18 protein-coding genes are annotated in these 25,865 nt (G+C 40.9%); 12 read left to right on the top strand and 6 right to left on the bottom strand.

The window, feature by feature from the left end; translation table 11 throughout:
- Window positions 1–11: 11 nt before the first annotated feature.
- Window positions 12–2,759 carry a [protein-PII] uridylyltransferase gene (glnD, locus tag ES754_RS06515; protein WP_147223105.1) on the bottom strand — a complete coding sequence of 916 codons (2,748 nt, stop codon included), beginning with the start codon at window positions 2,757–2,759 and terminating at the stop codon, window positions 12–14.
- A 97-nt stretch (window positions 2,760–2,856) separates the two neighbouring features.
- Window positions 2,857–3,648, bottom strand: coding sequence for a type I methionyl aminopeptidase (map, locus tag ES754_RS06510; RefSeq protein WP_147223103.1), 792 nt, complete (start codon window positions 3,646–3,648; stop codon window positions 2,857–2,859).
- A gap of 456 nt (window positions 3,649–4,104) precedes the next feature.
- Here map and ES754_RS06505 point away from each other — a divergent pair, with 456 nt between their 5' ends.
- From ES754_RS06505 to ES754_RS06485, 5 genes are all read left to right on the top strand, one after another.
- Entirely contained in the window at window positions 4,105–4,593 is a 489-nt protein-coding gene (locus ES754_RS06505) for an META domain-containing protein (protein WP_147223101.1), read from the top strand.
- A 312-nt stretch (window positions 4,594–4,905) separates the two neighbouring features.
- Window positions 4,906–5,886, top strand: a complete 981-nt coding sequence (locus tag ES754_RS06500) for a Xaa-Pro aminopeptidase (RefSeq protein ID WP_227677914.1) — start codon at window positions 4,906–4,908, stop codon at window positions 5,884–5,886.
- A gap of 48 nt (window positions 5,887–5,934) precedes the next feature.
- Window positions 5,935–6,099: a DUF2256 domain-containing protein gene (locus tag ES754_RS06495; protein ID WP_147223097.1), complete on the top strand. Its 165-nt coding sequence runs from the start codon at window positions 5,935–5,937 to the stop codon at window positions 6,097–6,099.
- A gap of 6 nt (window positions 6,100–6,105) precedes the next feature.
- Window positions 6,106–6,255, top strand: a complete 150-nt coding sequence (locus ES754_RS06490; RefSeq protein WP_147223095.1) for a DUF2256 domain-containing protein — start codon at window positions 6,106–6,108, stop codon at window positions 6,253–6,255.
- Between the two features lie 121 nt (window positions 6,256–6,376).
- A complete protein-coding gene (locus ES754_RS06485; RefSeq protein ID WP_147223093.1) occupies window positions 6,377–10,429 on the top strand; it encodes an NACHT domain-containing protein in 4,053 nt (1,350 codons plus the stop codon).
- A gap of 65 nt (window positions 10,430–10,494) precedes the next feature.
- Here ES754_RS06485 and ES754_RS06480 read toward each other — a convergent pair whose 3' ends face one another.
- Together ES754_RS06480 and metH are read right to left on the bottom strand one after the other, a co-directional pair.
- Window positions 10,495–11,424: a bile acid:sodium symporter family protein gene (locus tag ES754_RS06480; protein ID WP_147223091.1), complete on the bottom strand. Its 930-nt coding sequence runs from the start codon at window positions 11,422–11,424 to the stop codon at window positions 10,495–10,497.
- A 199-nt stretch (window positions 11,425–11,623) separates the two neighbouring features.
- The gene (gene metH, locus ES754_RS06475) at window positions 11,624–15,424 is read right to left on the bottom strand and encodes a methionine synthase (RefSeq protein ID WP_147223090.1); all 3,801 of its coding nucleotides are present in this window, start codon (window positions 15,422–15,424) and stop codon (window positions 11,624–11,626) included.
- A 544-nt stretch (window positions 15,425–15,968) separates the two neighbouring features.
- On the opposite strand from metH, the gene ES754_RS06470 reads away from it, so the two are divergent.
- Entirely contained in the window at window positions 15,969–16,523 is a 555-nt protein-coding gene (locus tag ES754_RS06470; protein WP_147223088.1) for a fasciclin domain-containing protein, read from the top strand.
- Between the two features lie 281 nt (window positions 16,524–16,804).
- Window positions 16,805–17,434: a fasciclin domain-containing protein gene (locus tag ES754_RS06465; RefSeq protein WP_147223087.1), complete on the top strand. Its 630-nt coding sequence runs from the start codon at window positions 16,805–16,807 to the stop codon at window positions 17,432–17,434.
- A gap of 197 nt (window positions 17,435–17,631) precedes the next feature.
- On the opposite strand, the gene ES754_RS06460 is transcribed toward ES754_RS06465, so the two are convergent.
- Window positions 17,632–19,197, bottom strand: a complete 1,566-nt coding sequence (locus tag ES754_RS06460; protein ID WP_147223086.1) for an alanine/glycine:cation symporter family protein — start codon at window positions 19,195–19,197, stop codon at window positions 17,632–17,634.
- An 870-nt stretch (window positions 19,198–20,067) separates the two neighbouring features.
- Here ES754_RS06460 and ES754_RS06455 point away from each other — a divergent pair.
- The 3 genes from ES754_RS06455 to ES754_RS06445 all read left to right on the top strand — a co-directional run bounded on the left by ES754_RS06455 (window position 20,068) and on the right by ES754_RS06445 (window position 22,717).
- Window positions 20,068–20,700 (top strand): LemA family protein, encoded by a 633-nt coding sequence (locus tag ES754_RS06455; RefSeq protein ID WP_147223085.1) that lies wholly within the window; start codon window positions 20,068–20,070, stop codon window positions 20,698–20,700.
- Window positions 20,701–20,826: 126 nt separating this feature from the next.
- The gene (locus ES754_RS06450) at window positions 20,827–22,032 is read left to right on the top strand and encodes a TPM domain-containing protein (RefSeq protein ID WP_147223084.1); all 1,206 of its coding nucleotides are present in this window, start codon (window positions 20,827–20,829) and stop codon (window positions 22,030–22,032) included.
- A 160-nt stretch (window positions 22,033–22,192) separates the two neighbouring features.
- Window positions 22,193–22,717, top strand: a complete 525-nt coding sequence (locus tag ES754_RS06445; protein WP_147223083.1) for a TPM domain-containing protein — start codon at window positions 22,193–22,195, stop codon at window positions 22,715–22,717.
- Window positions 22,718–22,727: 10 nt separating this feature from the next.
- Here ES754_RS06445 and ES754_RS06440 read toward each other — a convergent pair whose 3' ends face one another.
- A complete protein-coding gene (locus tag ES754_RS06440) occupies window positions 22,728–23,570 on the bottom strand; it encodes an SIR2 family NAD-dependent protein deacylase (RefSeq protein WP_147223082.1) in 843 nt (280 codons plus the stop codon).
- A gap of 35 nt (window positions 23,571–23,605) precedes the next feature.
- Between ES754_RS06440 and ES754_RS12115 the strand changes: the two genes are divergently transcribed.
- Together ES754_RS12115 and nhaC are read left to right on the top strand one after the other, a co-directional pair.
- Window positions 23,606–24,076 carry a hypothetical protein gene (locus ES754_RS12115; RefSeq protein ID WP_201538815.1) on the top strand — a complete coding sequence of 157 codons (471 nt, stop codon included), beginning with the start codon at window positions 23,606–23,608 and terminating at the stop codon, window positions 24,074–24,076.
- Window positions 24,077–24,351: 275 nt separating this feature from the next.
- Window positions 24,352–25,818, top strand: a complete 1,467-nt coding sequence (gene nhaC, locus ES754_RS06430) for a Na+/H+ antiporter NhaC (RefSeq protein ID WP_147223080.1) — start codon at window positions 24,352–24,354, stop codon at window positions 25,816–25,818.
- Window positions 25,819–25,865: the final 47 nt, after the last annotated feature.

The raw sequence follows: 25,865 nt of genomic DNA, 5'->3' as shown, positions 1-25,865 counted from the left end.
AAGATAATAACTTAAACACAGTTATTATCTTTACGTATAACGAGACTCGCGGTTAAAGCGGCTTGTAAAATATCAAGTTTCTCTGCTGTTAGCGGTTTATCTTGTTGGTCAGTGATATAAAACATATCCTCTGCACGCTCGCCTAACGTAGTAATACGCGCTGCATGTACCTCAATCTGTTGTTGCAAAAATACTTGCCCAACTCGTGCTAATAGTCCTGGTTGGTCAAGCGTTTGCAGACTCATAATATGCTGGTTTGAGGCTTCATTAAACTCAAAGCTAATAACGGTCGGCACATCAAAATGTCTGAGATGACGCGGAATGCGCTTATTAACCAGCTTAGGCAGCGTCGGGTTTTTAAAGGCATCAATTAAGCGCTGTTTTAGCTCTTGTTGGCTGTCTTCATCAGCTAATAATGTGCCGCTACGATCCAATAATACATAAGAATCTAGAGCAAAGTCGCGGGTCGCAGTAATAATACGCGCGTCCAATACATCCAGATTCATCTGGTCAAATACTGACATGGTTACGGCAAACAAATTGGCTTGATCTTGGGTATACACAAAAACTTGCACCGCATCCAGTGCCAGCTCGCGATGCTCACGCAAAACGACTAGCGGCGCACTATCAGCGTCAGAGGCGCGGCCAATGGGTGGGTGGTTTAATATCGCTCCGGTATGCCATAAAATGTCTTCTGCAATCTCCCTCAAAAAATATTCATCACCCAAATCATCCCATAATTTCAACACTTCATCGCGATTCATATTTTGATTGTCAGTGCTATCAAGCATAGCCAGCGCCTGCTTGCGTGTAGCAACAATCATATCTTGGCGATTGGTCGGCGCATCGATATCCGCGCGTAGAATACGCCGTGTTTGTGCATATAACTGCTTCATCAGAGTCGCCCGCCAGCTGTTCCAAAGCTGAGGATTGGTAGCATTCATATCAGCAACGGTCAATACATACAGATGATTAAGATGAGTGACATTACCCACTAAATTGGCAAAAATAGCCACGACCTCGGGGTCAGAGATGTCCTTTTTCTGCGCCGTCCTCGACATTAATAAATGATGACGCGTCAGCCAACCAACCAATTGGGCATCGGCGCTACTCATGCCATGAGTGAGACAGAACTCAATTGCCTCAGTCTCACCAAGCTCGCTATGATTGCCACCGCGACCTTTGGCAATATCATGGAACATGGCAGCCAATACCAAAATCTCTTTACGCTCAATACGCTGAAAAATCGCACTGACTAGCGGGAAGTCTTGTTGAAAACGTGGGTCGGTAAAACGATGTAAAATGCGTATCAAAAATAACGTATGTGCATCGACCGTATAACGATGGAATAAATCGTATTGCATCAGACCCGTCACTTGCGCAAAAGCAGGAATATAATTACCCAGTACGCCGTAGCGATTCATCGTACGCAGACGGTGAAATAGATAGTTTTGCTCTTTTAAATTCGACAAAAATAGCGCTTGGTGTTCAGGATTATCACGATAGGTTTGATCAATACCGCGAGCGGCTATTTTGAGAGCCCGTAACGTCCGCGTCCGCACCTTTTTGATGCCATACTGCCCCATTAATAGAAACATCTCTAAAATAGTTTCCGGATGCTGAGCAAAAACCCGATGATGGGCGATAGCAATGTGATCGCCCATTTGATTAAAGTGCGCATTCAGTGGGCGTTTTACCGGACGTTCATTACTAGGCAGCTTTGGCTCAATAATAGTCTCATAGTAATGATTGGTTAGCATCTCGGATAGCGTGGATATCTGCATAGCACAACGATAATAATCGCGCATAAAACGCTCTACTGCCGCATTAGGCGCATCGTCGGGCTGAGTCTCATAACCCATTCGCTGGGCAATCTCACGTTGATAGTCAAAAAGCAACCTGTTCTCATTGCGTTCCGTTAGCTCATGCAAATAATGACGTATTTGCCATAAATAGCTTTCAGCGAAGCTTAACTCATCAAACTCTTTTTCAGTCAAAAAGTCTTGCTGTACCAAGTCATAAAGCTTACCGATACGAAAATAACGTTTCGTTACCCAGCCAATAATATGGATATCGCGCAGACCGCCTGGTGCGGTTTTAACATTTGGTTCAAGGTTATATTCTGTCGCATTGTGCTGAATATAACGCGCTTTGGCCTCAGCAATCTTAACCTCAAAAAAGTCGCGCTGCGACCACACTTTATTAACAATGTCATTAGGCACGTTTTCTAAAGCTTCATTGCCGATGAGCAACCGTGATTCTAATAACGTACTAGCAACCGTATGATCGCTTGCAGCCTCCAAGCATTCTTCGACGCTACGCACCGCTAATGCTGGCTCCAAACCGATATCCCAAAGCATCGCGACTAAGCTATCAATCTTAGTGCTGACCTCTGCTGCAATATCATCAGGCGCAAGCAGCAAAATATCGATATCTGAATAGAGGGATAACTCCCCACGACCATAACCACCTGTTGCGAACAACGCCAAGTCTGTTTTATCTAACTCAAACCAATTGAACAAAGCGATAAGTAAGTCATCGATTGCACAAGCACGCGCTGCTACCAATTGACGAATAGCAACGCCACACTCAAGCTCACGGCTGATATCGTTATTAATTTGTGTTAGCCACTGCGGAATCCCAAATAGAGATTTATCAGTGACAGAGGAGGCATCCAAACTTGTAGTATTCGAACCTTGTGTTGCAGGTAAAGTCGGCAGCGGTGTAAGATAAATGGAGGCGACATCGCATGTGAACATGTGTGTTATCCGATTAAGAGTTTAAAATATAGGTAATAAAAGCAGTAGTAACAAAACAAGCGCAATAAAAAGACCGCCTAAGCGATCTTTCATTATGTTACTGGGTCAAAAAGCTTAAGTCTTCTTCAGGACGCGTGGTAAATACCTCACAGCCATTGTCAGTCACGACCATTGTATGTTCCCATTGCGCGGACAGCTTACGGTCTTTAGTAATTGCCGTCCATTCGTCCGGTAGGATTTTAGTCTGCCATTTGCCCTCATTAATCATCGGCTCAATAGTAAACGTCATGCCAGTCTTCAGCTCAAAGCCTGTGCCTTTTTTACCGTAATGCATGACTTGGGGTTCATGGTGAAACTCATTGCTGATACCGTGCCCACAGAATTCACGCACGATACTAAAGCGTTCTGGCTCGACTACTGCTTGAATCGCTGCGCCCACATCACCCAACCGCGCGCCGTTTTTGACTACGCTCATACCGGCATATAGGGCCTCTTGTGCTACTTTACAGATACGCTGTGCCATGATGGAGCCATTACCGACAATCCACATTTTGGAGGTATCGCCGTAGTAACCATCCTTAATCACGGTCACATCAATATTAATAATGTCGCCATCTTTAAGGATTTTATTTTCGGTGGGAATACCGTGACAGACCACATGATTGACTGAAGTGCAGATGGATTTTGGAAACCCATTATAGTTTAGCGGGGCGGGGATAGCCTGTTGCACATTGACGATGTAATCATGAGCAATCTGATTCAAGGCTTCAGTACTGATACCCACTTTGACATGCTCGTCTAACATCACTAGCAAATTACTGGCAAGTTTACCAGCAATACGCATTTTTTCTATTGCTTCAGGGGATTGGATAAGGGATTTTTTAGTCATCGTTTTTGATCTTATAGTTATGAAATTAAGGTGGCTAAATTATATCATAAATGCATGCGTGTCGGTTTTAAGGCATTTTGCTGGTTTGTAAAACTATCTTGCTAAAATTATATTCGTATTCAAATCATAATTAGCAGGTAACAATAGATAGATAAAAGAGAGCCAATAAACTGGTAGCAGCTAATCGCTTAACTAGCAAGAGATAGTAGCAAAAGGCCTATACGCTGGAACAATGTTTTATTAAGGCTTATACATAAACCTGCATGACAATCAGATCCCAACAGGACATAATAGATGTAACGATTAGGGGCAACAATAATAAGAAAAAATAAATATACCCATGATCGTAATTATCATAGCAACATAACTGGTATAAAATAAGCTATGCGTAACTTTGAGTTAAGCATTTTGGGAAAACTAACATAATAAATCGATTCAACCTTTCTAGGAGTTTATATGAAAAACATGACTAAAGTAATGATGGCAGGCGTATTAGCAGTAGGCACACTAGCAGCCGGTTGCCAAACTACCCCAGGCGTTACTGCTCCAACCACTCAGAACATCACTACCAATACACTAGAAGCCTATAACTGGCAATTGGTTGATGCTAAACGCACCAACGGTCAGCAAGTTAGCCAACTGTTCTTTAACCCATCAAAACCTTTAACTTTAAACTTCATGAATGTAAATGGCGAGCACCGCGTCACATATATGAATACCTGTAACAACATGGGCGCTCAATACCAAGTGGTTAACGGTAATGTCCAAATCCAGAATAGCCTTAGCACGATGATGGCATGCCCTGAACCACAAGCTAGCTTTGATACAGCCACCCTAGCTACGGTACAAGGTAACTATAGCTTGAGCAAAAACGCGAAAAACACGCCTATCTTAACCATTACCAATGCTAATCAAGTGGCACAGTTTCAAGCAGTTAATAAATAATAGGGTTTTAATAAATAGCCTTAAATAAAAGGCAGTTTGAAACCTTTATTATATATAACAGCTATTATAGAAATAAAGAACGCCTCGCTATGTAGTGAGGCGTTTTTTTGTCTAAGATTTTTCAATATTTACGCTACACTGTTGTCCTTATCTTTTATAATCCTAATGCTCACCTCTTTTAAACTTCTCTGTTAACGCGCTGCCATCTTTAAATACTGCCACCGTTACTTTGTTGCTGCCCTTTAACAAAACGCTTAAAAGTTTGAGGTCGCAGTACGAATTACCCATCTCTGCCTTATTGGATTTTATTCTATGCTCAAATCAATGACTTATCTGTCTACCATCCGCAGCGCAGTTGCGATAATGGTAGGCAGCGGAATTCTTGTTATCTTAGCAGGGTGTCAGACATTATCATCAATGACCCCATCAGACACCACTGCTATTAACCCGCTCACCGCCACCATGCCAGTGATTGATCGCCTTGGGCGCATTGCGTATGTGGAGGAGCAGGGCTTTGGGGCAGCAAAAATATCTTCGCTATATACCATTCGTCCCGATGGTAATGATAGGCAGTTAATTGAGCAGCTCAATGGCTATATCTATTCGCCAGCATGGTCAGCTGATGGTCAGCTTTTGGCGTATAGCAAACAAGAAGCGCGTCAGTATCCACAGATTTATATTTATGATCGCAACAAGCAAAGCCACAATCTGGTTGTCAAAGAGAAAGGGAGTAATTTATCTCCTACCTTTTCGCCAGATGGACAAAAATTAATTTATAGCTCATCAGTCGGTGGCAATGCTGATATTTATGAATTGTCTTTGAATAATGGTGTGATCAAACCGCTTGTTAGCTTACCTAGTACTGAGGTGCAGCCAAGCTACGCCGCTGACGGTAAAAGCTTCGTTTACGTCAGTGATAAAGTTCGTGCTGGACGGCCACGCATCTATCGCTATACTTTTGCTACTGGCATGTCCACACAGATTGCTACTAGTGGTTATGCAGCTAGCCCACAGTTAAGTCTCGACGGTCAGCGTATGAGCTATCTTAATGGTCGTCAAGCCGCAGTCATGAGCTTAGCCAGTGGGCAAGTGGTTAATTTAGCAGAGACGGGACTTGATGAGCCAGCCCGTTTATCACCAACAGCACAATATACAGTCTATGCTATGCAAAATAGCAAAATAAACGGCAGCATTGGTAGCAGTCTAGTCATCCGCTCATTAACAGGGGGCAGCAGTTACACTATCAACAGTAAGTCTGGTGGACTAGCACGTTCGCCAGTCTGGGGACGTTAGACGGCTATTCGCTAGCTGTAATTGATTAAATAACTTAGTGAGAAAAGTATGGCGCACAAAAAGAAGAACGTTCGCAAAAAAGAATGTCCAATCTGTGAGCGAGAGTTTAGTTGGAGTAAGAAATTGGATAAAAATTGGGAGAGTATGGTCTATTGCTCAGACCAGTGTCGTCGGGTTAAGAAGTATGAGAATGTAGATCATCAGAAAGGATAGAAAATTATGGCACACAAAAAAGCAAACCTACCGCAGAAGATTTGCCCTGTTTGCCAACGTTCATTTAGCTGGCGCAAGAAGTGGGAAAAGGATTGGGAGCAGGTGATTTATTGTTCTGAGAAGTGTCGGAGAGGTAAGACTGGAAAAACTGACTGATTAATATATAGCGTTATAATTGGGTATAGTGTACACCAAGCGATTCTTGATGAACTTATTCAGTTTAAATTTATATAGTAAAGTAATCATTTAATACATACAGAAAATATTAGGGTTAAAAATGGCTAGAGCTAAAGAAAATGACTTCACACTCAGTACTATAAGGTTGTTGAGGGATAGGGTAGCCAATTTTTGCTCAAACCCTGAGTGTAGAAAAAATACCATTGCTGCAAACTTAGAGACCACTGATAAAACTACCCTTATAGGGGAGGCAGCGCATATATGCGCTGCAAGTTCTGGAGGACCTAGGTTTGACCCAAGTATGAGTGCAAAGGATATAAAATCTTTTGAAAATGGAATTTGGTTATGCTCAGTTTGTCATAAGATAATTGATAGAGAGCCTATGACATACCCTGTAGAGGTGCTTAACAGCTGGAAAGTTAAAACTGAAACATACGTTCGAGAAAAATTAGGTAAAAATCTTGAAAGTTATGAAAAGTCTAATGAAAGTACGTTAACTGATGAGTGGTTTGAAAATCAAGTTAGAGATGAGATTACTGACTTAGGAGTTAGGTATAGTAAAACATTAAATATTGAAATTGATAAGATATCAAATAGCTTCCAAGCATTATTAAGAAGTGAGAAGTTTAAAGAAGTTATTTTTAATAATTTCAACGAAATATATAAAATTTTAAAGGATTTTAAATACGATATCAAGAGACATAATTTAGACGAGAATGGTGTTATTAAGTCTATAGATTCAGTATTAACTCAACTAAGAGTAAGTTGGGAAGATGTATCGAGCGAAGAAATTAAAAGTATATCATTTTCAAATGTTGTAGAAGCGCTTGACAAACTTGGACCCGATGTTGAAAAAATAATACAAGCCACGAATGAAAGTTATAGTTACTTAAATAGAAATAATATCTGGGATTTAAGAGGTTATATCGAAGATTTGAAAAATGTAGATTTTAATATTTTTGATAACCCATATTTAGTAGTATATGGAGACGCAGGTGTGGGTAAATCACATTTGCTAGCCGATTTAGCATCTAATATAATTTATAAGAATAATAAATGTATTCTGATATTAGGTCAAAAGCTCAACAATCAGGATAATCCTTGGAGTCAAATTTTAAGAAATGAGTTAAGGCTAGACTATAACGAAGATAAGTTGCTAGAAATTATGAACGATATTGGCAAAAGGCAAAAAGAAAGATGCTTGATTATTATCGATGCACTTAATGAAGGTCAAGGAAGGTATTTTTGGAACAACTCATTAGCTGGGTTTATTAACAAGTTTAAAAAATATCCATGGGTTGGCTTAGTTGTATCTGTACGTACTGAGTATAAAGATGAGGTTTTAGAGAATATTAAACCTGCTATTAAGAATAATATTATTAGTGAGATTTTACACGAAGGCTTTGAACATAATGTTTTTGAGGCAGTTCAAGGTTTTTATAAGCATTATAAATTATCTTTACCAACTGAACCAGTGCTAGTTAATGAATTTAAAAACCCTTTATTTCTTAAAATATACTGTGAATATAGGTCTAACTCGAAAAATAATGAATACTCAATAAGCCTAATTACACAAATATTCGACGAGTATTTAAAATTAGTCAATACGAGATTGTCACATATTTCCAAATTTAGCTATCGACCTAGTATAAATTACGTCAAAAAAATACTACTTAGGATTGCAGAAGAATTTTACTTAAACAAAAATAGTAAAATTTCTTACGAAGAAGCAATGAGTTTTACTGTTGAGACTGGTTTTAAAGAAGCTGATGTAGATAGTTTCTTACAGGCTCTAATGTCAGAAAACTTATTGCTTAGCTATAAAGATAAAAATTCTGAGAATGAGTATATATATTTTGCTTTCGAACGATTTTTAGACTATTTAACTGCTGAAAATATATGTAACAGCATAGATGATGTTAATAATTTATATAAAATGTTTATGTGTAATTCATTCTCAGTTAAATACGAGGATAGAATCTTATCTACAGGCGTATTGAGCATCTTATCCGTATTAGTCCCTGTTAAATTCGAGCTAGAGTTTTTTGAAATACTCAAAAGCGATAAAAAATATAATAATTATAGTTTAGGGTTTGCCTTCATCGATAGCTTGTTTTGGAGAGATAGAAAAAATATATATCTAGATGAGTGTAAAATATTTATAAATAATAGCATTTTGTGTAATGATGAGCTTTTTGCTGAATTTATTGACTTTATGTATAAAGTATCAGGTCGTGAAAACCATCCTTTCAATGCTATTAAGCTTCACACATGGCTAAACGATATGAGTATGCCTGATAGAGATGCTTTTTGGACGACCCATATCAGTAGCCAGATTTATGAAACATCATCAATTTATAATTCAATAAGTTGGGCGAAGAAGTCAGCTTTTTCTGAAGGATTATCTGATTCTAGTCGTAAGCTAGTTGGAGTCAGCTTATCATGGCTGTTTACAAGTACAAATATTAAGCTACGTGATAATGCGACATTAGCTCTTGTTAGGTTGCTCCAGAATAAGTTATCAATTGCTTTTGAAGTCATAGACACGTTTAAGGATGTGAATGACCCATATGTTTTAGAAAGAGTTTTTGCTTCAATATATGGAGCAATTTTATCTTCTCAGCAATTTGAAGGCTTAGAAAGTATTTGTAATTATCTAGTTGAAGATTTCTTTGCTCAAAATGAAATTTATCCAAATGTTCTCGTAAGAGACTATGCTAGAAATATTGTTGAATATGCTCAATGCAAAGAAATTATTAATATTAATGATCAGAAACTTGAATTATGTAGACCTCCATATAGCAGTGAGTTTCCAATTAATCTTCCAACGAGAAAACAGATTGTCGAAAAGTATCATCTAAAGAGTGCGGTCAAAGATGACTCTGAATACCGTTTTGTAGGTAGCAAAATTATAAGCTCTATGACAACCGAGTACGGTGCTGGTACTGGAGGGTATGGAGACTTTGGAAGATATGTATTCCAATCAGCATTTCGTAATTTCAAATATCTTAATGTTTCAAATTTAAGTAATTATGCAGTACAACTTATTTTTGAACGTTATGGGTATGATTTAAAGAAGCATGAAGATTTTGATAAACACGAAACAACTAGTGGTGATCGACATACTAATGCTATAGAGAGGATAGGCAAAAAATATCAGTGGATAGCATTGTATGAGGTTTTTGCAAGGGTATCTGATAATCATAAAATGATATACCCGTCTACTAAGCATGGAGAATCAGAAATTAAGGTATGGTACGACGGCTCTTTAGATACTTCGATTCGGGATATAGACCCTACTTTTATTGCTCCTGAAAAAGACAATCTAAAGATTATCATGAATCCAGTTTATGATGATTGGAATGATAATTTTGAAGAATGGGCAATATCTAGCGAAAAGTTAATAGAACCCAAAGAGCTTATTCTAAAACAACATGACAATCAAGAATGGTTTAGTTTACAGCAGTATATTACGTATGAGCAAAAACCTTCACTTGGTGAAAATTCTTATTCTGATGCTTATCAGAGAGTATGGTATAAAGTTCAAGCATATCTCATTAAAGATAGTGAGTTTAATGAGATTGTCGCAAATTTAAATGATAAAAACTTTATGGGGAATTGGATGCCCCAACCTGCTGAAAGGTATTATTTATTTAATTTAGAGTATTATTGGTCACCATTATTAAAAATGTATGAGAATCCGTATTATGGAGACTATGGTTGGCAAGATATTAAACAACGTTTTGATTACAGTTCTCTAGGAAAAGCCTACGCTTGTACAGAAGAACATGTATGGGAAGGAGGAAGAAACTCGGATCTAGCTTACAATTTAGTTTCTCCTAGTAAACTATTATGGCAACAACTAAATCTAGTTAACTCTAAGTATGCTGGTGCATGGGTTAATGAGAACAAAGAAGTCGTTTTATTCGACGCTTCGCTATATGGTAATGATAAAGGAAATTTACTTATTCGTAGAGATAAGCTAGAAGAGTTACAGAATAAGATGGGTTATAGAATAATATGGACGGTATTAGGTGAGAAGGTCGCTATGGGTAAAGGGCGTGATGGTATTAATAAAAGACTGGAGATTTCAGGCTTATACTATTATGAAAATGGAGAAGTTAAAGGTGAACAGAATTTTTTTATAGAATAGTTATCAGACCATTAAAGCATAGAACAAAGAAATATCTTTGTTCTATGCTTTTTTAATTAACAACCCTACAAACCATCTCTTTTAGCAAAAATATTAGCCACTAGAGCGCCACTAAAGTTATGCCACACACTAAATATCGCACTTGGCAGCGCGGTGACAGGATTGAAGTAAGTGGCAGCAAGCGCAGCGCCAAGGCCAGAGTTTTGCATACCTACTTCGATCATGATGGCGCGTCTTTGCGCTTCAGTGAAACCTAAGAAGCGAGCGATTAAATACCCTAAGCTATAACCGAGCAGATTGTGTAAAGCTACGACCACAAAGACGATAGCGCCACTATCTAAGATAGTTGCCTTAGATACAGCGACTACGGCAGCTATAATAATTGAGATACCCAATACTGAAATCATGGGCAGTACAGTGATAGCCGCTTCAATTTTATTGCCAAGAAATTTATGCACGATAATACCTAATAAAATAGGCAAGATTACTATCTTAGTAATCGTAATCATCATACTGAGCAGATCAATATCAATCAGTTGACCCGCAAAAATCTCTAATAGAATAGGGGTCAAAAACGGTGCAAGCAAGGTAGATATGGAGGTAATAGCCACACTCAAAGCGATATCGCCTTTGGCTAAAAAGGTAATGACATTACTAGAAGTACCGCCAGGGCAGCAACCAACCAGAATCACCCCTACAGCTATTAACGGATCAAGGCTAAAGACTTGCGTTAATAAGTAGGCTATCAATGGCATTAGGGTGAACTGTGCTAGCAAACCTATAATTACAGGTTTGGGTCGCTTGATAATCTCTAAAAAATCTGACGTCTTAAGGGTCATGCCCATACCAAACATGATAATGCCGAGTATCGGTACGATAAGAAAAGCTAACGAGGCAAAAAAATCAGGAAAGAGAAACCCTAATACGGCACTGAGTAATGCCCAAATCGCAAAGGTTTTGCCAATCCAATTTGAAAGTGCTGCAATTTGATTCATAACCTTTCTCAACATAATAAAATAGATGATAATTTATCACGTATACCGTTAGAAAATGATAAAAGTATTTTTCTATCAAGGTAGCGATAAGTTTGCTTAAATACGGTAAGTCATTGCTTTATAAAAAATGGCGTACTCAATTAAGTGAGTACGCCATAAGATATTTCTAAACTATCTACGAATTAATCGAGTTTTATCTCTACATATTAGGATTCAACCACTTCTCAGCCGTTTTCATATCCCAACCTTTACGTTCAGCATAACTCTCTACCTGCTCCATACTGACTTTACCGACGTTAAAGTAAACACTCTCAGGATGCGAGTAATAAAAGCCGCTAACTGACGAGGCAGGCCACATCGCATAGCTTTCCGTCAAGGTCGTACCAATCGCGTCAACTGTACCGAGCCAGTCAAACAGTTTACCTTTTTCGGTATGCTCAGGACAGGCAGGGTAACCAGGAGCAGGGCGGATACCGACATATTTTTCTTTGATCAGCTCTTCATTACTCAAGCCTTCCTCAGTTAGGTAACCCCAATATTCAGTACGGATACGCTTATGTAAATGCTCAGCAAAGGCTTCAGCCAAGCGGTCAGACAAAGCTTGTACCATAATGGCGTTATAGTCATCACCGTTGGTTTTATACTGTTCGGCGATGGCTTCCGTACCTGCTATCGAGACGGTAAAGCCGCCAAGATAATCAGTATGTTCAGTCGATGGTGAGATAAAGTCCGCTAAGCTATAGTTGGGCTTGCCGCTGGCCTTATCGCTTTGTTGACGCAAATGCTCGAACTTATAAGCTGGTGTACCGCCCTGTTGTGGGTCGTTATCATAAACAGTGACGGTATCCGCGCCGGTACGTTTTGCAGGGGCGATTTTAAACACACCTTTAGCCACGATTAATTTTTCATCAATCAACTTTCTAAGCATGTCTTCAGCATTTTGAAATAAGTCACGAGCCGCTTCACCGACCACCTCATCTTGTAATATTCTAGGGTATTTACCCGCCAGTCCCCAAGAGATAAAGAACGGTGTCCAGTCAATAAAAGGAATTAATGTATCTATCGGATAATCATCAAATATGACTTGGCCTAATTCATTAGGAGTAGGGGGCACATAGTTGTCCCAATCGTGCTGAAAACCGATGTCGATTGATTCGGCATAAGATAACTTAGCAGCTTTGGGTTGGCGTTTGGCAAGACGCTCCCTTACTGCAATATAGTCAGCACGGGTTTCATCTATTAAGCCTTGACGATTTTCTTTTGATAACAGCTTAGTCACTACGCCAACTGCGCGCGAGGCATCCGCCACATAGATGACGCCATTGTTTTGATATTGTGGTTCGACTTTGACCGCAGTATGCGCTTTAGAAGTCGTCGCACCACCAATCATTAGTGGTAAGGTTATGCCGCGCTCTTGCATTTGTTTGGCGACATAAACCATTTCATCAAGGCTTGGTGTAATTAATCCAGACAATCCGATGATATCGACCTTTTCAGCAAGGGCCGTATCAAGGATTTTTTCACACGGCACCATCACGCCCATATCGACGATGTCATAACCGTTACAGCCAAGTACCACACCGACGATGTTTTTACCGATATCATGGACGTCGCCTTTGACCGTCGCCATGAGGATTTTACCTTTGGTTTCACCTTCGACTTTTTCTGCTTCAATGTACGGGTTCAGCCAAGCAACCGACTGCTTCATAACTCGTGCGGATTTGACCACTTGTGGTAAGAACATTTTACCGGCACCAAATAAATCACCGACTATATTCATGCCGTCCATTAGTGGACCTTCGATGACCTCTAGTGGTTTGGGGTATTTCTCCCACGCTTCTTTGGTATCAGCATCAATAAAGGTGGTGATACCTTTAACTAGTGCATGGGCAATACGTTCTTCAACGGTGCCTTCACGCCATGTCAAATCGACAGTACTGTCTTTTTTCTTACCCCCTGAGAGGTAATTTTCGGCAGCCGTCATTAGCCTTTCGGTGGCATCTTGTCCTGTCTCGCCTTGATTTCGATTAAGCATTACGTCTTCGATGGCATCGCGAGCTTCTTTGGGAATATCATCATATAGCTCAAGCATCGCAGGGTTGACGATACCCATTGTCAAGCCGTTTTGTATGGTGTGATAGAGGAATACTGAGTTAATCGCTTCGCGGATAGGGTTACCACGGAAGCTGAACGAGACGTTAGAGATACCCCCTGATACCATCGCATTAGGAAGGTTGTCAGTAATCCACTTGGTCGCATTAATAAAGTCCGCGCCATAGTTATTATGCTCAGTGATACCAGTGGCGACCGCAAAAACGTTAGGATCAAAGATAATGTCTTCCGATGGGAAGCCGACTTCATTGACCAAGACATCATAGCTGCGCTTAGAGATTTGGGTTTTACGCTCAAAGGTGTCGGCCTGCCCATCTTCATCAAAGGCCATCACGATAACAGCAGCACCGTAGCGCATACATAACTTGGCACGCTCAACGAACTCATCGTGCCCTTCTTTTAAGGAGATAGAGTTCACGATACATTTGCCTTGGGTACGCTTCAAGCCTTCTTCTATGATGTCCCATTTAGAGGAGTCAAGCATCAAGGGGACACGGCTGATATCAGGTTCGCCTGAGACCAAATTCACGAAGTGAATCATCGCTTGCTTGGAGTCGAGCATGCCCTCATCCATATTAATATCGACAACTTGTGCGCCACCTTCAACTTGGTCACGAGCCACATCAAGTGCTTCGGTATAAGCTTCAGTTTTGATTAACCGTAAGAACTTTTTAGAACCCGTCACGTTAGTACGTTCACCAACGTTAACGAATAGACTCTCACGAGTAATGTTAAAGGGCTCAAGTCCAGATAGACGGCAGGCAGGTGGAATCTCAGGTATCACACGCGGTGGATAGTTTGCCACCATAGTAGCGATTTGGCGAATATGCTCAGGGGTAGTACCACAGCAACCACCAACGATATTTAAGATACCGGCTTTGGCGAAGCCTTCTAGTAGCGCAGTAGTTTCTTCTGCAGTTTCGTCATATTCACCAAACTCGTTAGGCAAGCCAGCGTTCGGATGCGCTGATACATACATATTAGCGATATTAGATAGCGTTTGAATATGCGGTCTAAGGGCGTCAGCACCAAGCGCACAGTTAAAGCCAACCGACAGAGGCTTGGCATGACGAACTGAGTTATAAAACGCTTCTGCGGTTTGTCCTGATAATGTACGACCCGAAGCATCGGTAATCGTACCCGAAATCATAATCGGTAGCTCAAAGCCGATGTCTATAAAGACGCCCGTCACCGCAAAGATGGCGGCTTTAGCATTCAAGGTATCAAAGATAGTCTCAATCAAGATAATATCAATACCTGCTTCTATCAGCGCTAGCGTCGATTCACGGTAATTAAGCACCAGCTCATCAAAGGTAATATTACGAAAGGCAGGGTCGTTAACATCAGGTGATAGCGAACAGGTGCGTGAGGTTGGTCCAATAACGCCAGCAACAAAGCGCGGCTTATCAGGCGTTTTAGCGGTAAATTCGTCTGCCGCCTCGCGAGCTATCTTAGCAGCCGTTTTGTTAAGCTCTGGCACTAGATATTGCATATCGTAGTCAGCCATCGACAGCCGCGTACCATTAAAGGTATTGGTCTCGATGATATCTGCACCCGCCTCCAAATGCGCCAAATGAATCTCTTTAATCATATGTGGTTGCGATAATACTAATAAATCATTATTGCCGCGCACATCCTGCTTAATATCAGCAAAGCGCTCACCACGATAGTCCGCTTCCTCTAGCTTATAGTTTTGAATATGGGTACCCATCGCCCCATCTAACATCAAAATTCGCTTCGCCATCTGCTCAGTAATACGCGCACGTGCCGTTAGCTGCTGTTCTTTATACGGGAAGACTTCAGGTGGCGTTAAGATAAAATTATTAGGATTGGCGTTTGGATTGATAGTGTCTGTAGTAACAGTATGAGACGAGGTGGTCAAGGTCATAGGAAGGCTGCTTATATAGTCAATTTTATAAAATAAGGTTATAAGAAAAAGGTGCAAATTGTTAGCATTTTAGCACGAAAATAGTCGTATTCGTGCCCATGTGATTAGGCGTTGCGGGCAATATATCAATCATTAAAACTCGTAATGAGTCCATTTTTTAAAATATGGAAGTACTAAATTAAAGTTTGCAAGCAGCTAACCATTGATATTTGCATCAATAACTAAAAAGAGCTACCAATATCACAATCAAATTCCATCTATCTGTTTAGAAAATGGGCAGAAATTACACGAGCAGCACAAAAAGTAGCGTAATACCGAATTGCTATTGTCTGCTTATATGTTAATTTATATTCATAAGGTTTGTGCTTTTATAAGGTTTTCTAATAAATATTTAGTAACATTTGTTTGTTAGAAATAGTTATTAAAGTACTGCTTATTAAGTGCTCTGGTGATAGGCTACCTTTAGGATAAGCGACATTAACTTGTAAATTAGTAAGCATGTAAGACAACACTCTGGAATTACTTCATTATTAAGGATAGCACTATGAAACTTACCAAACTTGCGACTATCGGAGCACTTGCCATCTCAGTAGCAGGACTGAGCGCCTGTAATAACATGATGCCACAAAAAAATACGACTGTAAAAGTACCTATGACTAACCCAGCTATGGCAAAAATGAACGTCGTACAAGTGGCGCAGAGCAGCCCTGAGTTCTCACTACTAGTTGAAGCTGTACAAGCAGCAGGCTTAGCAGGAGCGTTATCTGACCCTAATGCCAACTATACTATCTTTGCTCCAACCAATGATGCTTTTATGCAGGTTTTGAACGAGACGGGTATGAGCAAAGCGCAGCTATTTGCTAATAAACAGTTATTAACTAAAATTCTAAGCTACCATGTTATCAATGGTGCAATGCCAATTTATGCTAAAGATGTCAAGCCTGGTAACGTCACGATGCTGAGCAACGATACGTTGATGATTACCACACAAGGTAAGCTTATGGATGAAAATGGGCGTACCATTACTTTATTAAAAACGGATCTTGCTGCCACAAATGGTGTGGTACATGTGATTGATAGAGTCCTATTACCTAAATAATATAAGTTCATATCTCTGAATATAACGAATGTTTACAATATGTTGATTCACAGAGTGCCAATATTGGCTACTATACCTCTATTGGCATTACTAATTTATAGCTTATTAAAAATGTTCGCCAATAAAACAACGGTTGTTAACTACGAATCATTAGTAGGTTGTTATTACTAGCCGTCATCCCTACTTATTTCTAAATCTGTACAACAGTCAGTTAAAGTTGTTATCTGATAAGTAAACAAGTCACTCAAACTTCATTTTTTGATATCTACAAGGGTATACCTATGTTAAAAAAGACTTTATTACCATTAACTGTCGCTATGGCCGCCTTCTCACTAGCTGCCTGTAGCAACAACGACACTGCTGCTACAGATACCCCAGCAGATCCTGATAATGTCACTATCGTAGAGGGCGATGATGTGACCGTAGTTACGCCTGAAGAAGAAGCTCAGCCTATGCCTGAAGTTGATCCTATGGGTGAAGCAGTTGCTACGCAATCTATCGGTGAAATGGCTGCTGGCAACGAAAACCTAACCATCTTAACGGCTGCATTAAAAGCGGCTGGTCTAGATACGATGATGATGGAAGCTGGCGAATATACTGTATTTGCACCGACTGACGATGCCTTTGCTGCCGTACTTACCAAGCTAAATGTTACTAAAGAAGAGCTATTAGCTAATACAGATTTGCTAAAAACTGTTCTTCCGTATCATGTGGTTCCTATGGTTGTAAAAGCTGCCGATATTCCTTATGGTACTGACGTTAAAACTGTAAACGGTCAAACCATCTCTATCAGTGATGCTAATGTTATCACTGACGCTAGCGGTAACACGGCTAATATTACTGGAACAGATATGATGGCGACTAATGGCGTTGTCCATGTTATTGATGCTGTATTATTACCAAAAGAGTAAGCTTACTTTACTAACATTTAACCATACTAAAAAGCTCAGTCACTAGTGCTGGGCTTTTTAATGAGTGCAAATTGTTTATCAATAAAGATTTAGATGTTTATATAGATATAGAGAGCAATACATAAAAAAGCCCGTGGCAGTTGCCACGGGCTTTCTTAATTTAACTTAATATTTATTGAACATACTCACATCAAAACCTAGAGTCTAGGGTCTTTATGAAGTGACTCTTTATTAAGTGATTCTTGCTTAAGTGCTGCTTGCTCTCTGAGATGACGCTCTTCCCAATACGGTGCATTTTTGATACCGAATTTTGCTGGATCAAAAGTATAGCGCTTTACACCAGCTTTACGCTGAGCTTCATAGTCCTTGAGCATTGTGAGCGTTGGACGAGCAACAAAGAAGATGACCAAGATACCAACAATATTAAGCCAAGCCATAAGACCAACACCGATATCACCGATATCCCAGATATAGCCTGCTGAATTAAGGCCACCATAGGCAACCATTACCATTATTAAGATTTTAACTAAAAATAGCCCAATTTTATTGGCCTTGCGACTGATAAAGCGGGTTAGGTAAGCGATGTTTACTTCAGCGATATAGTAATAAGCTAATATTGTAGTAAATGCAAAGAAGAATACGGCCACTGCAATAAAGACATTACCAAAATTACCATATACTGATTCCATCGCCATTTGCGTAAAGGCAGGAGAGTTGATTTCGGTAGTAGCAGCTACGTTTTGTACGATGAACTGACCGTCAGGTAGCGTCCCTTGAATGTTATAAGTGCCCATCGTGATAATCATAAATGCGGTAGCAGAACAGACTAGTAGCGTATCAACATACACTGAGAACGCTTGTACTAGACCTTGCTGTGATGGATGCTCAACTTCAGCTGCTGCAGCAGCGTGAGGACCGGTACCTTGCCCCGCTTCGTTAGAGTAAATACCACGTTTTACACCCCAACCAATCGCAGCACCAAAACCTGCTTGAGCTGTGAATGCATCTCCAACGATTGCGCCGAATACATCAGGAATCATCTGATAGTTAGTGACCATGATAATCAAGGCCAGAGCAATATAGCCTAATGCCATAAACGGTACCGCGTATTCGGTAAATGTTGCAATACGCTTAATACCACCAAAGATAATGATACCTAAGACCACTAGAATGATACCTAGGGCCACTAAACGCATAGAGCCGACTTCTAAGCCCATGACATTCATTGCGGTACCCTCACCCATGACCTGTGCGAAGGCACTGATAACCCCGTTCGCCTGTACACCAGGTAAGAACATACCACAGGCCAAGATAGAGGCGACTGCAAAGAGTATCCCATACCATTTCTGACCGAGTGCCCGCTCGAAATAATAAGCAGGACCACCGCGATATTCACCAGTAATAACGTCTCTTTCTTTATAAATCTGTGCGAGTGTCGCTTCAACATAGGCGGTAGATGCCCCTAAGAAGGCTACAGCCCACATCCAAAATACTGCACCTGGGCCACCGAAACCGATAGCTGCTGCTACCCCTGCGATGTTACCCATACCCACACGACCAGCAAGTGAGACGGCAAGTGCCTGAAATGACGAAATACCATCGGCACTGGACTTACCAGTGAATAGTAGTTTTATCATCTCACCAAATAGACGTACTTGCACGAAGCGCGTCATAATGGAATAAAACAGACCAGCACCCAAGCATAAATAAATTAACGCTGGGCTCCAAATAATTCCATTTACTAAATTGACTAAACCTTCCATATGTATATTCCTTAAACGTTCTCTAAGTGGTGATATTAAAGGCTAATAGTTGGCTATTAACTGTAATAGGTTAATGTCCATAAGCACTAAATTGGCCACTGAGTATGGATTGTAGTTGTCTGTATCTATCCGCTTAACGTGTTATTAACACTTTCACAATGCGGTCAGTGTTTATAAGAGGTTCTATGCGGTTGCAATTCCTTTTGCCTTATTGGTTGCTGCAGTGTGATGCATGTCATGCAGGCGGCGTGAAATAAATAGCCTAACGGATAAAACTTATATTTGCATAACAAAATAATTATAGTTATATAACTAAATGTTTACTAAATTACAAAAAAATGTATTAATTGTTTCTATTTGATAACAAATTAACATTAAATTATCTTTTAAATACAAGCGTTTAGCATTTATAAATAAAAAATTGCTAATGAATGTGTGCAAATCATACGGTTACGTAACTGCAATTTGCCATAGTTTTACGCTAATTACTAGGAGTTTCTTAAATTGCTCAGCGTTTCATTTTTACGAAAAGCTGAGATATAATTAAAGAGCCAACTAATATAGTGTAATAGGTGAGTTACGCCCTTCGAGTATCTGTAAATAAGTAGTCATAAGAAATTGCCTATAAATAAGCAAGTACCTATTAAACAAGTAGCTATAAATCAGTTCAGTAAATTTTATCAAGCATGCTGCAAAAGAGTAAGAAATTGAGCCGCTAATACGTTCAGTAGTCAGCAACTGTCGTAGAGGCAGGCTTTGCGGTTGTGTTTTGGTAACGGTCAATTGTAAAAGCGTGGCGATAGCGCCATTATTAGCAGCATATATTTATACTACCTATATCTATCCCATTTATTATTAGGAGACACCAACATGACGCGTCACTCTATCGTAAAACCCATGTTACTATCAGCGGTATTAGCTACCTCAACGCTTAGCTTAACAGGCTGCGGTTATAACAACCTTCAGTCGCAAGACGAGCAAGTAACCGCTTCATGGTCAGAGGTCGTCAACCAATACCAACGCCGATCAGATCTAGTGCCAAACTTAGTGAAAGTTGTCCAACAATATGCTAACCAAGAAAAAGAGGTCTTTACTGAAGTTGCTGCAGCGCGTTCACGTGCGGGGAGCATTAACATCACACCAGAAGTGCTGAATGACCCACAAGCGATGGAGCGTTATGCAGAAGCACAGGCACAAATGGGCGGTGCATTATCACGGTTGATGGCGGTCTCTGAGCGTTATCCTGAGCTAAAATCTGACGCTTTATTCCAAGACTTACAAGCACAATTAGAAGGGACAGAAAACCGCATTACCGTCGCCCGTAATCGTTATATCCAAGAAGTACAAGGCTATAATACGACAGTGCGCCAGTTCCCAACCAATATCACGGCGAAAGTATTCGGCCTACAAGCCAAGCCCAACTTTAGCGTGGCAAATGAAAAAGAGATTTCTACTGCGCCCACTGTTGACTTTGGTGATGATAAACCTGCAACGGCTCAGTAACGGTTAGTGATTATATATAGAAAGGTACGAAAGTATCTTTCTATAAAGAAGGTTTTATAAAAAAGATGTTTTAAGAAAGTATTTTTGCATACCAGCATGGATGGCACTTGAGGTGGTAACAATCAGATGAATAATTCAAAAGCAATCATATCAGCCTTACTTTTTACGCTCAGCGCCACAAGTGCTACCGTGCTCTATGCCGCGCCAGATGACGTTGCTGTTGCTTCTTCTGACGGCACGGCTGCTGATCGTACGCTTAATGGCCAAAACCGTAGTGTTGATGACTTAGTTGCCCTTGCTAAGGCAGGTGAGGCTAACGAAGCTATTAACGATGCCGTGCTGGGTAATGAGGCGATTAATGAGGCAGTGCTTGGCAACGATGCTTTGAACCAAAATGCGGCGACTGATAGCGCGAACAGAACTGGCGCACAAACCAAAACTGCTAACAATTTGCCACCTGTAAAATCAAGTGCCGCTGCTGTTGATGCTGATAAACTCATTCTGAATTCACCGGTTGTTGATCAAGCTAATCTTTTAAACCCGCAGCAAAAACTACGTTTAACTGAGCAGCTACACAGTATCTATCGTCAAGGTTTGGCGCAAGCTGCAGTAGTTATTGTACCCACGACCAACGGCGTGCCTATCTTTGATTATGCGCTACAAGTGGCAGATAAGTGGCAGCTGGGTAGTAAAGACACGGATGATGGCCTGCTGATTTTATTGGCAGTGAATGATCGCAATATTTATATATTAAGCGGTTATGGGCTAGAAGGCGTCATGCCAGATTCAGCCCTTAATCGTATTATCCGTGAAGATATTACTCCAAATTTTAAACAAAATGACTATGCCGCTGGTTTGTTTGCAGGTGTCAGTAGTCTTGAGGCGCGCCTTAAGGCGGATCCTGAAGTATTGGCACGAGCAGATCAGCAAGCCGCTGAACGTAATGCTCAACAAGGCTCAGATGACGTTCCCTCACCGATATTCCTCTTTATTATGGCAATGATATTCGGCAGCTTTATCACCAGTATATTTGGGCGCGTATTTGGCTCTATTTTGACCGCAGGCGGATTTTTCGCAGGCTCATTGGCTTTGGGTGGTGGCTTCTTTATGACCGTTATTATGGCCATATTCTTATGGTTGTTCCTTATTTCTCGCGGAAGTGGGGGCGGCGGCGGTGGTCGTGGCGGACGCGGCGGTGGCATGGTTTTCCTACCAGGCTTTGGCGGTGGTAGTGGCGGCGGCGGCGGTTTTGGCGGTGGTGGGTTTGGTGGCGGCGGCTTCGGTGGTGGCGGTGGTGGTTTCGGCGGCGGCGGTGCGGGTGGTTCGTGGTAGATTATTTATCATGAGTAATCTTGTCATGCATAACCACCTACTAGACTGAACTTTTATTACATTAAGCATCTATAACCCTTGTATATAAAAGCAATGGTAGCAATAACTTAACGCTTACAAGCTAACCTGTGGCTATAGCGTATTTGAGGAAGTAATATATATGGCACAAAACAACTCGTCACAGGCTAGTTTTGCCCGTTGGTGGCGTCAAGTCTTGTTTGTTCCCATGCTACATCGAAAATGGCTGACATTAGAGCTGAAAGCGCGATTAACGGCAAAGGTGACTGAAGCTGAGCGCCGACATCGCGGTGAAGTGTTTTTGGTGATAGAGAACCATCTGCCTATTCAATCGGCTTACCATCTTGACTCACGCGCACGCGCCGTTGAGTTATTTAGTGAATATCGGGTGTGGGATACTGAAGAAAATACAGGCATTTTAGTCTATCTCAATGTCTGTGAGAAAAGCTTGGATATTGTGGCGGATCGAGGTATCAGTACTCACGTCAGCCCAACCGTATGGCGGGCGATGTGTGATAAGGCAGTCTCCGGAATAGCCAATCAAAAGACCGAAGACAGTTTGACTGACTTGCTAGATGAGCTAGGACAGCTGCTACGCCAGTACTATCATCTTGAAAACAATCCTTCTGGTAATGAGTTGTCGGACACCGTGATTTTCCTGAAGTAGCAAGATTTTTTTATAAAATCTGGTCTAATAATAGTGGCATCACCACTCCAGCCTTTGCAGCCAATGTAATATCGACGATAGTATTAGGCGTAGGGTTGGGGTTTATCTCAATAATAGTTGCGCCATTTTGCTTTGCCAATTGTGCTAATCCTGCAGCGGGATAAACCAAACTTGACGTACCAATACTGATGAATACCTCGCAATTAGCCGCCGCTTGCTCTGCGGTTTGCCAAGCATCAACTGGTAGCGATTCGCCAAACCAAATAATATCTGGGCGAATATAACCCCCACAATGCTGGCAAGTTATTAACTCATCATCAAAATTAATGACGTCTTTGCTATTGTTTTCTTTGCTATTATTTAAGAGTGTAGATTTCTGATCAACTGATTTGTAATGATAAGACGCATTACACTGATTACAACGGTTGCGCCACAAATGACCGTGTAAATGGATAACAGTGCTACCCGCTTGCTCATGTAAATCATCAACGTTTTGGGTGATTAAAGTCAGTTGTTGCTTCTTAGTCAGGTGTGATTTAGAGGTCTCAGCACTTTCTTGCCATTGAGCCAGTGCATGATGGGCAGGATTTGGCGCTTTGTCGTGTACCAGCTTACGCCGCCATTGATACCATGACCATACTAGCTTTGGGTCCCGCTCAAAAGCGTCAGGGCTGGCCAAATCTTCAGCTCGGAACTGCTCCCACAAGCCAGTTTGCTTATCACGAAAAGTAGGAATGCCACTTTCTGCTGATACTCCAGCGCCCGTCAAAATACAAATTCGTTGTGCTGCTTGCAATAATGTCGCAGCGCGCTGCACATGAACGATTAATTCTGGTGTTAATTCTGCTAACATGGCCTAACCCTTATTGATAATGGATATATACCTTTATGATAGACGGAATTTGGTGGCTTGTCATATTGATAGCGGTGGTGGTTGCGCTATGGTTATTAGCAAAGGCGCGCGGTGGTAAAGACGATAGTGCCAATCAAGGCTTTGCTGTTGATAAGTCCTTCACTAAGCTATCAGTAAATAAGCCATCACTTTCTAAGAAGTCGATGTCTAAGCAGACAACATCCAAAGAACCTGCCGCCAAAAATATAACATCGTTATGGGCAAAATTGTTCCCTAGTGATGCCTTGCAAAAAACAGCTGCACTTCTCAAGAAATACTTTCCTGAGTACCAAGTGGCGAATAAAAGTAAGCATTTATTGATTAGTAAGCAAGGAAAAAAAGTTGCCATAATAACGGTTGATAAAAAAATAGCCGTCGGTCAGCGCCGTTTAGGAGATATTCCGGTCATTAATTATCATCGTGCACCCAGTCGCGCTCAGTTAGTTGCCACGCTAAAACAGGCGTAATCATAGCCACTCCCTATATTTAAATTCAAAATATAACGTATCTAATTACTGTATAACATACAATCCTCATAATCATCCATAGGATCAGTTGTCACAATAAAACATAGATAATTTTAAGTTTGATTGATGGTTGAATGTAGTTACCGCTTTGTTAGTCACGTTAAACTTATTTTAGAGTGCTTAAGTGACCGAGTTTTTCTCTGCGGTTTCTTCAGTGTGGCTAAAATATGATAAATTCATAATTTGTATATAACTAAAACAAAGAGCAATTGCAAATGAAAGGCTATGGGAAAACTCAGGAATTTAAAAAGCCATCTTTTAAGTTGGCAGCGCTGGCGTTATTATCAGTCATTTTCAGTCTAGTTCTATGTATCATGATCTTTAAAACCGTATCAATACAAGTAGGTTTACTGCTCGGTATGGTCTTTGTCACCTTAATCTCAAGAACCTTGGGCTATAGATTTAATGATTTAATGGTGTTGATTCAAAAGAGCATTGGAGAATCAACTTTCGGCTTATGGTTTTTTATTGCTATCGGCGCCATCATTGCGGCATGGATGGCAGCGGGGACCGTTCCGGCTATTATTTATTATGGCTTGGGGTTTATCTCACCCACTGTTTTTCTGCCAGCGGGGTTTATATTGTGTACGATAACAGCGCTGTGTACGGGGACATCGTGGGGGACAGTAGGCACGGTAGGTATTGCCCTGATAGGTATCGGTCAGGGTTTGGGTATTCCGCTACCTATAACGGCGGGTATGATTATATCTGGGGCAATCACCGGAGATAAAATGTCTCCTGTTTCTGATACGCCAAATCTGACTTCTATGTCAGCAGGTGCTGATCTGTATGAAACGCTCAAAGCTATGCTGCAAACGATAGCGCCTGCTTTTTTTATTACTTTAGCGTTATTCATATATTTAGGTTTTCAGTATGGGTCAGATGACGCGAATCTGAGTATCATTAATGAAACGCGGAGTGTGTTAGCAGACAATTTCAATTTGAACCCCATCGTTATGCTGCCGATTGCCATCCTTTTGACCTTAAATGTGATTAAGTTTCCCTCTCTACCGTCCATGACTATAGCGGTAATGAGTGGTTTGGTGGTCGCGGTTGTATTCCAAGGTGCCAGTGTGCCTGACGCGTTAGAGTTTTTAAATTCAGGGTTTGAAATCTCTACCGGTTCGGCTTATGTGGATCCCATATTAAATCGTGGCGGCATTCAAAGTATGATGTGGACATTTTCTGTGGCATTTATGGCGCTGTCACTGGGAGGCATTTTAAGTAAAGTGGGCTATATGGAGGTGTTGGTTGCTGGGCTTGTGGGTAGAGCCAAAACGGTGGGTTCACTGACCGTACTTACTATGATGTCCTCAATGACTTCAACGGCTGCGTTCGGTGAGGCGTATATGTCCTTTATTTTAAATGGTGAGCTGTTTAAAGAGCAGTTTGATAAGGTTGGGCTAAGTCGAGCGATGCTGGCGCGTATTGTGAGTGAAGGTGGATTGATGATGGCACCAGTCATGCCATGGACTACATTTGGCGCATTTGTAGTCGCAACACTGGGTATTAGCGGCTTTGAGTTTGCGCCGTATGCCTTTATGAGTTTTTTAAGCCCTATATTATCCGTGCTCATGACTTATTTAGGGTTAGCCGTCGTATGGAACAATAAGAAAAATAAGGGCATAAAAAGATTTGAAAATGTTGATCTTTCTAATGAGCCTAGTTTTATACCAAAATAATAGAGTGTCGTACATTAATTAATATTAGGTAGTCATACTCTATTGAA

The sequence above is a fragment of the Psychrobacter frigidicola genome (assembly GCF_007997305.1).
In the GTDB taxonomy this organism is placed as follows: Bacteria; Pseudomonadota; Gammaproteobacteria; order Pseudomonadales; family Moraxellaceae; genus Psychrobacter; species Psychrobacter frigidicola.
Note: the sequence above shows the minus strand (reverse complement) of the source record. Positions and strands in the feature narration are given on the sequence as shown.

Excerpts from the sequence above, each read along its gene's own strand:
- ES754_RS06460 (WP_147223086.1), bottom strand. The coding sequence starts at position 19,197 with ATGGAAGGTTTAGTCAATTTAGTAAATGGAATTATTTGGAGCCCAGCG.
- ES754_RS06495 (WP_147223097.1), top strand. The coding sequence starts at position 5,935 with ATGGCGCACAAAAAGAAGAACGTTCGCAAAAAAGAATGTCCAATCTGT.
- ES754_RS06455 (WP_147223085.1), top strand. The coding sequence starts at position 20,068 with ATGACGCGTCACTCTATCGTAAAACCCATGTTACTATCAGCGGTATTA.
- map (WP_147223103.1), bottom strand. The coding sequence starts at position 3,648 with ATGACTAAAAAATCCCTTATCCAATCCCCTGAAGCAATAGAAAAAATG.
- ES754_RS06505 (WP_147223101.1), top strand. The coding sequence starts at position 4,105 with ATGAAAAACATGACTAAAGTAATGATGGCAGGCGTATTAGCAGTAGGC.
- ES754_RS06465 (WP_147223087.1), top strand. The coding sequence starts at position 16,805 with ATGTTAAAAAAGACTTTATTACCATTAACTGTCGCTATGGCCGCCTTC.
- ES754_RS06450 (WP_147223084.1), top strand. The coding sequence starts at position 20,827 with ATGAATAATTCAAAAGCAATCATATCAGCCTTACTTTTTACGCTCAGC.
- ES754_RS06480 (WP_147223091.1), bottom strand. The coding sequence starts at position 11,424 with ATGAATCAAATTGCAGCACTTTCAAATTGGATTGGCAAAACCTTTGCG.
- metH (WP_147223090.1), bottom strand. The coding sequence starts at position 15,424 with ATGACCTTGACCACCTCGTCTCATACTGTTACTACAGACACTATCAAT.
- ES754_RS06490 (WP_147223095.1), top strand. The coding sequence starts at position 6,106 with ATGGCACACAAAAAAGCAAACCTACCGCAGAAGATTTGCCCTGTTTGC.
- ES754_RS06445 (WP_147223083.1), top strand. The coding sequence starts at position 22,193 with ATGGCACAAAACAACTCGTCACAGGCTAGTTTTGCCCGTTGGTGGCGT.
- glnD (WP_147223105.1), bottom strand. The coding sequence starts at position 2,759 with ATGTTCACATGCGATGTCGCCTCCATTTATCTTACACCGCTGCCGACT.
- ES754_RS12115 (WP_201538815.1), top strand. The coding sequence starts at position 23,606 with ATGATAGACGGAATTTGGTGGCTTGTCATATTGATAGCGGTGGTGGTT.
- ES754_RS06470 (WP_147223088.1), top strand. The coding sequence starts at position 15,969 with ATGAAACTTACCAAACTTGCGACTATCGGAGCACTTGCCATCTCAGTA.
- ES754_RS06440 (WP_147223082.1), bottom strand. The coding sequence starts at position 23,570 with ATGTTAGCAGAATTAACACCAGAATTAATCGTTCATGTGCAGCGCGCT.
- nhaC (WP_147223080.1), top strand. The coding sequence starts at position 24,352 with ATGAAAGGCTATGGGAAAACTCAGGAATTTAAAAAGCCATCTTTTAAG.
- ES754_RS06500 (WP_227677914.1), top strand. The coding sequence starts at position 4,906 with ATGCTCAAATCAATGACTTATCTGTCTACCATCCGCAGCGCAGTTGCG.
- ES754_RS06485 (WP_147223093.1), top strand. The coding sequence starts at position 6,377 with ATGGCTAGAGCTAAAGAAAATGACTTCACACTCAGTACTATAAGGTTG.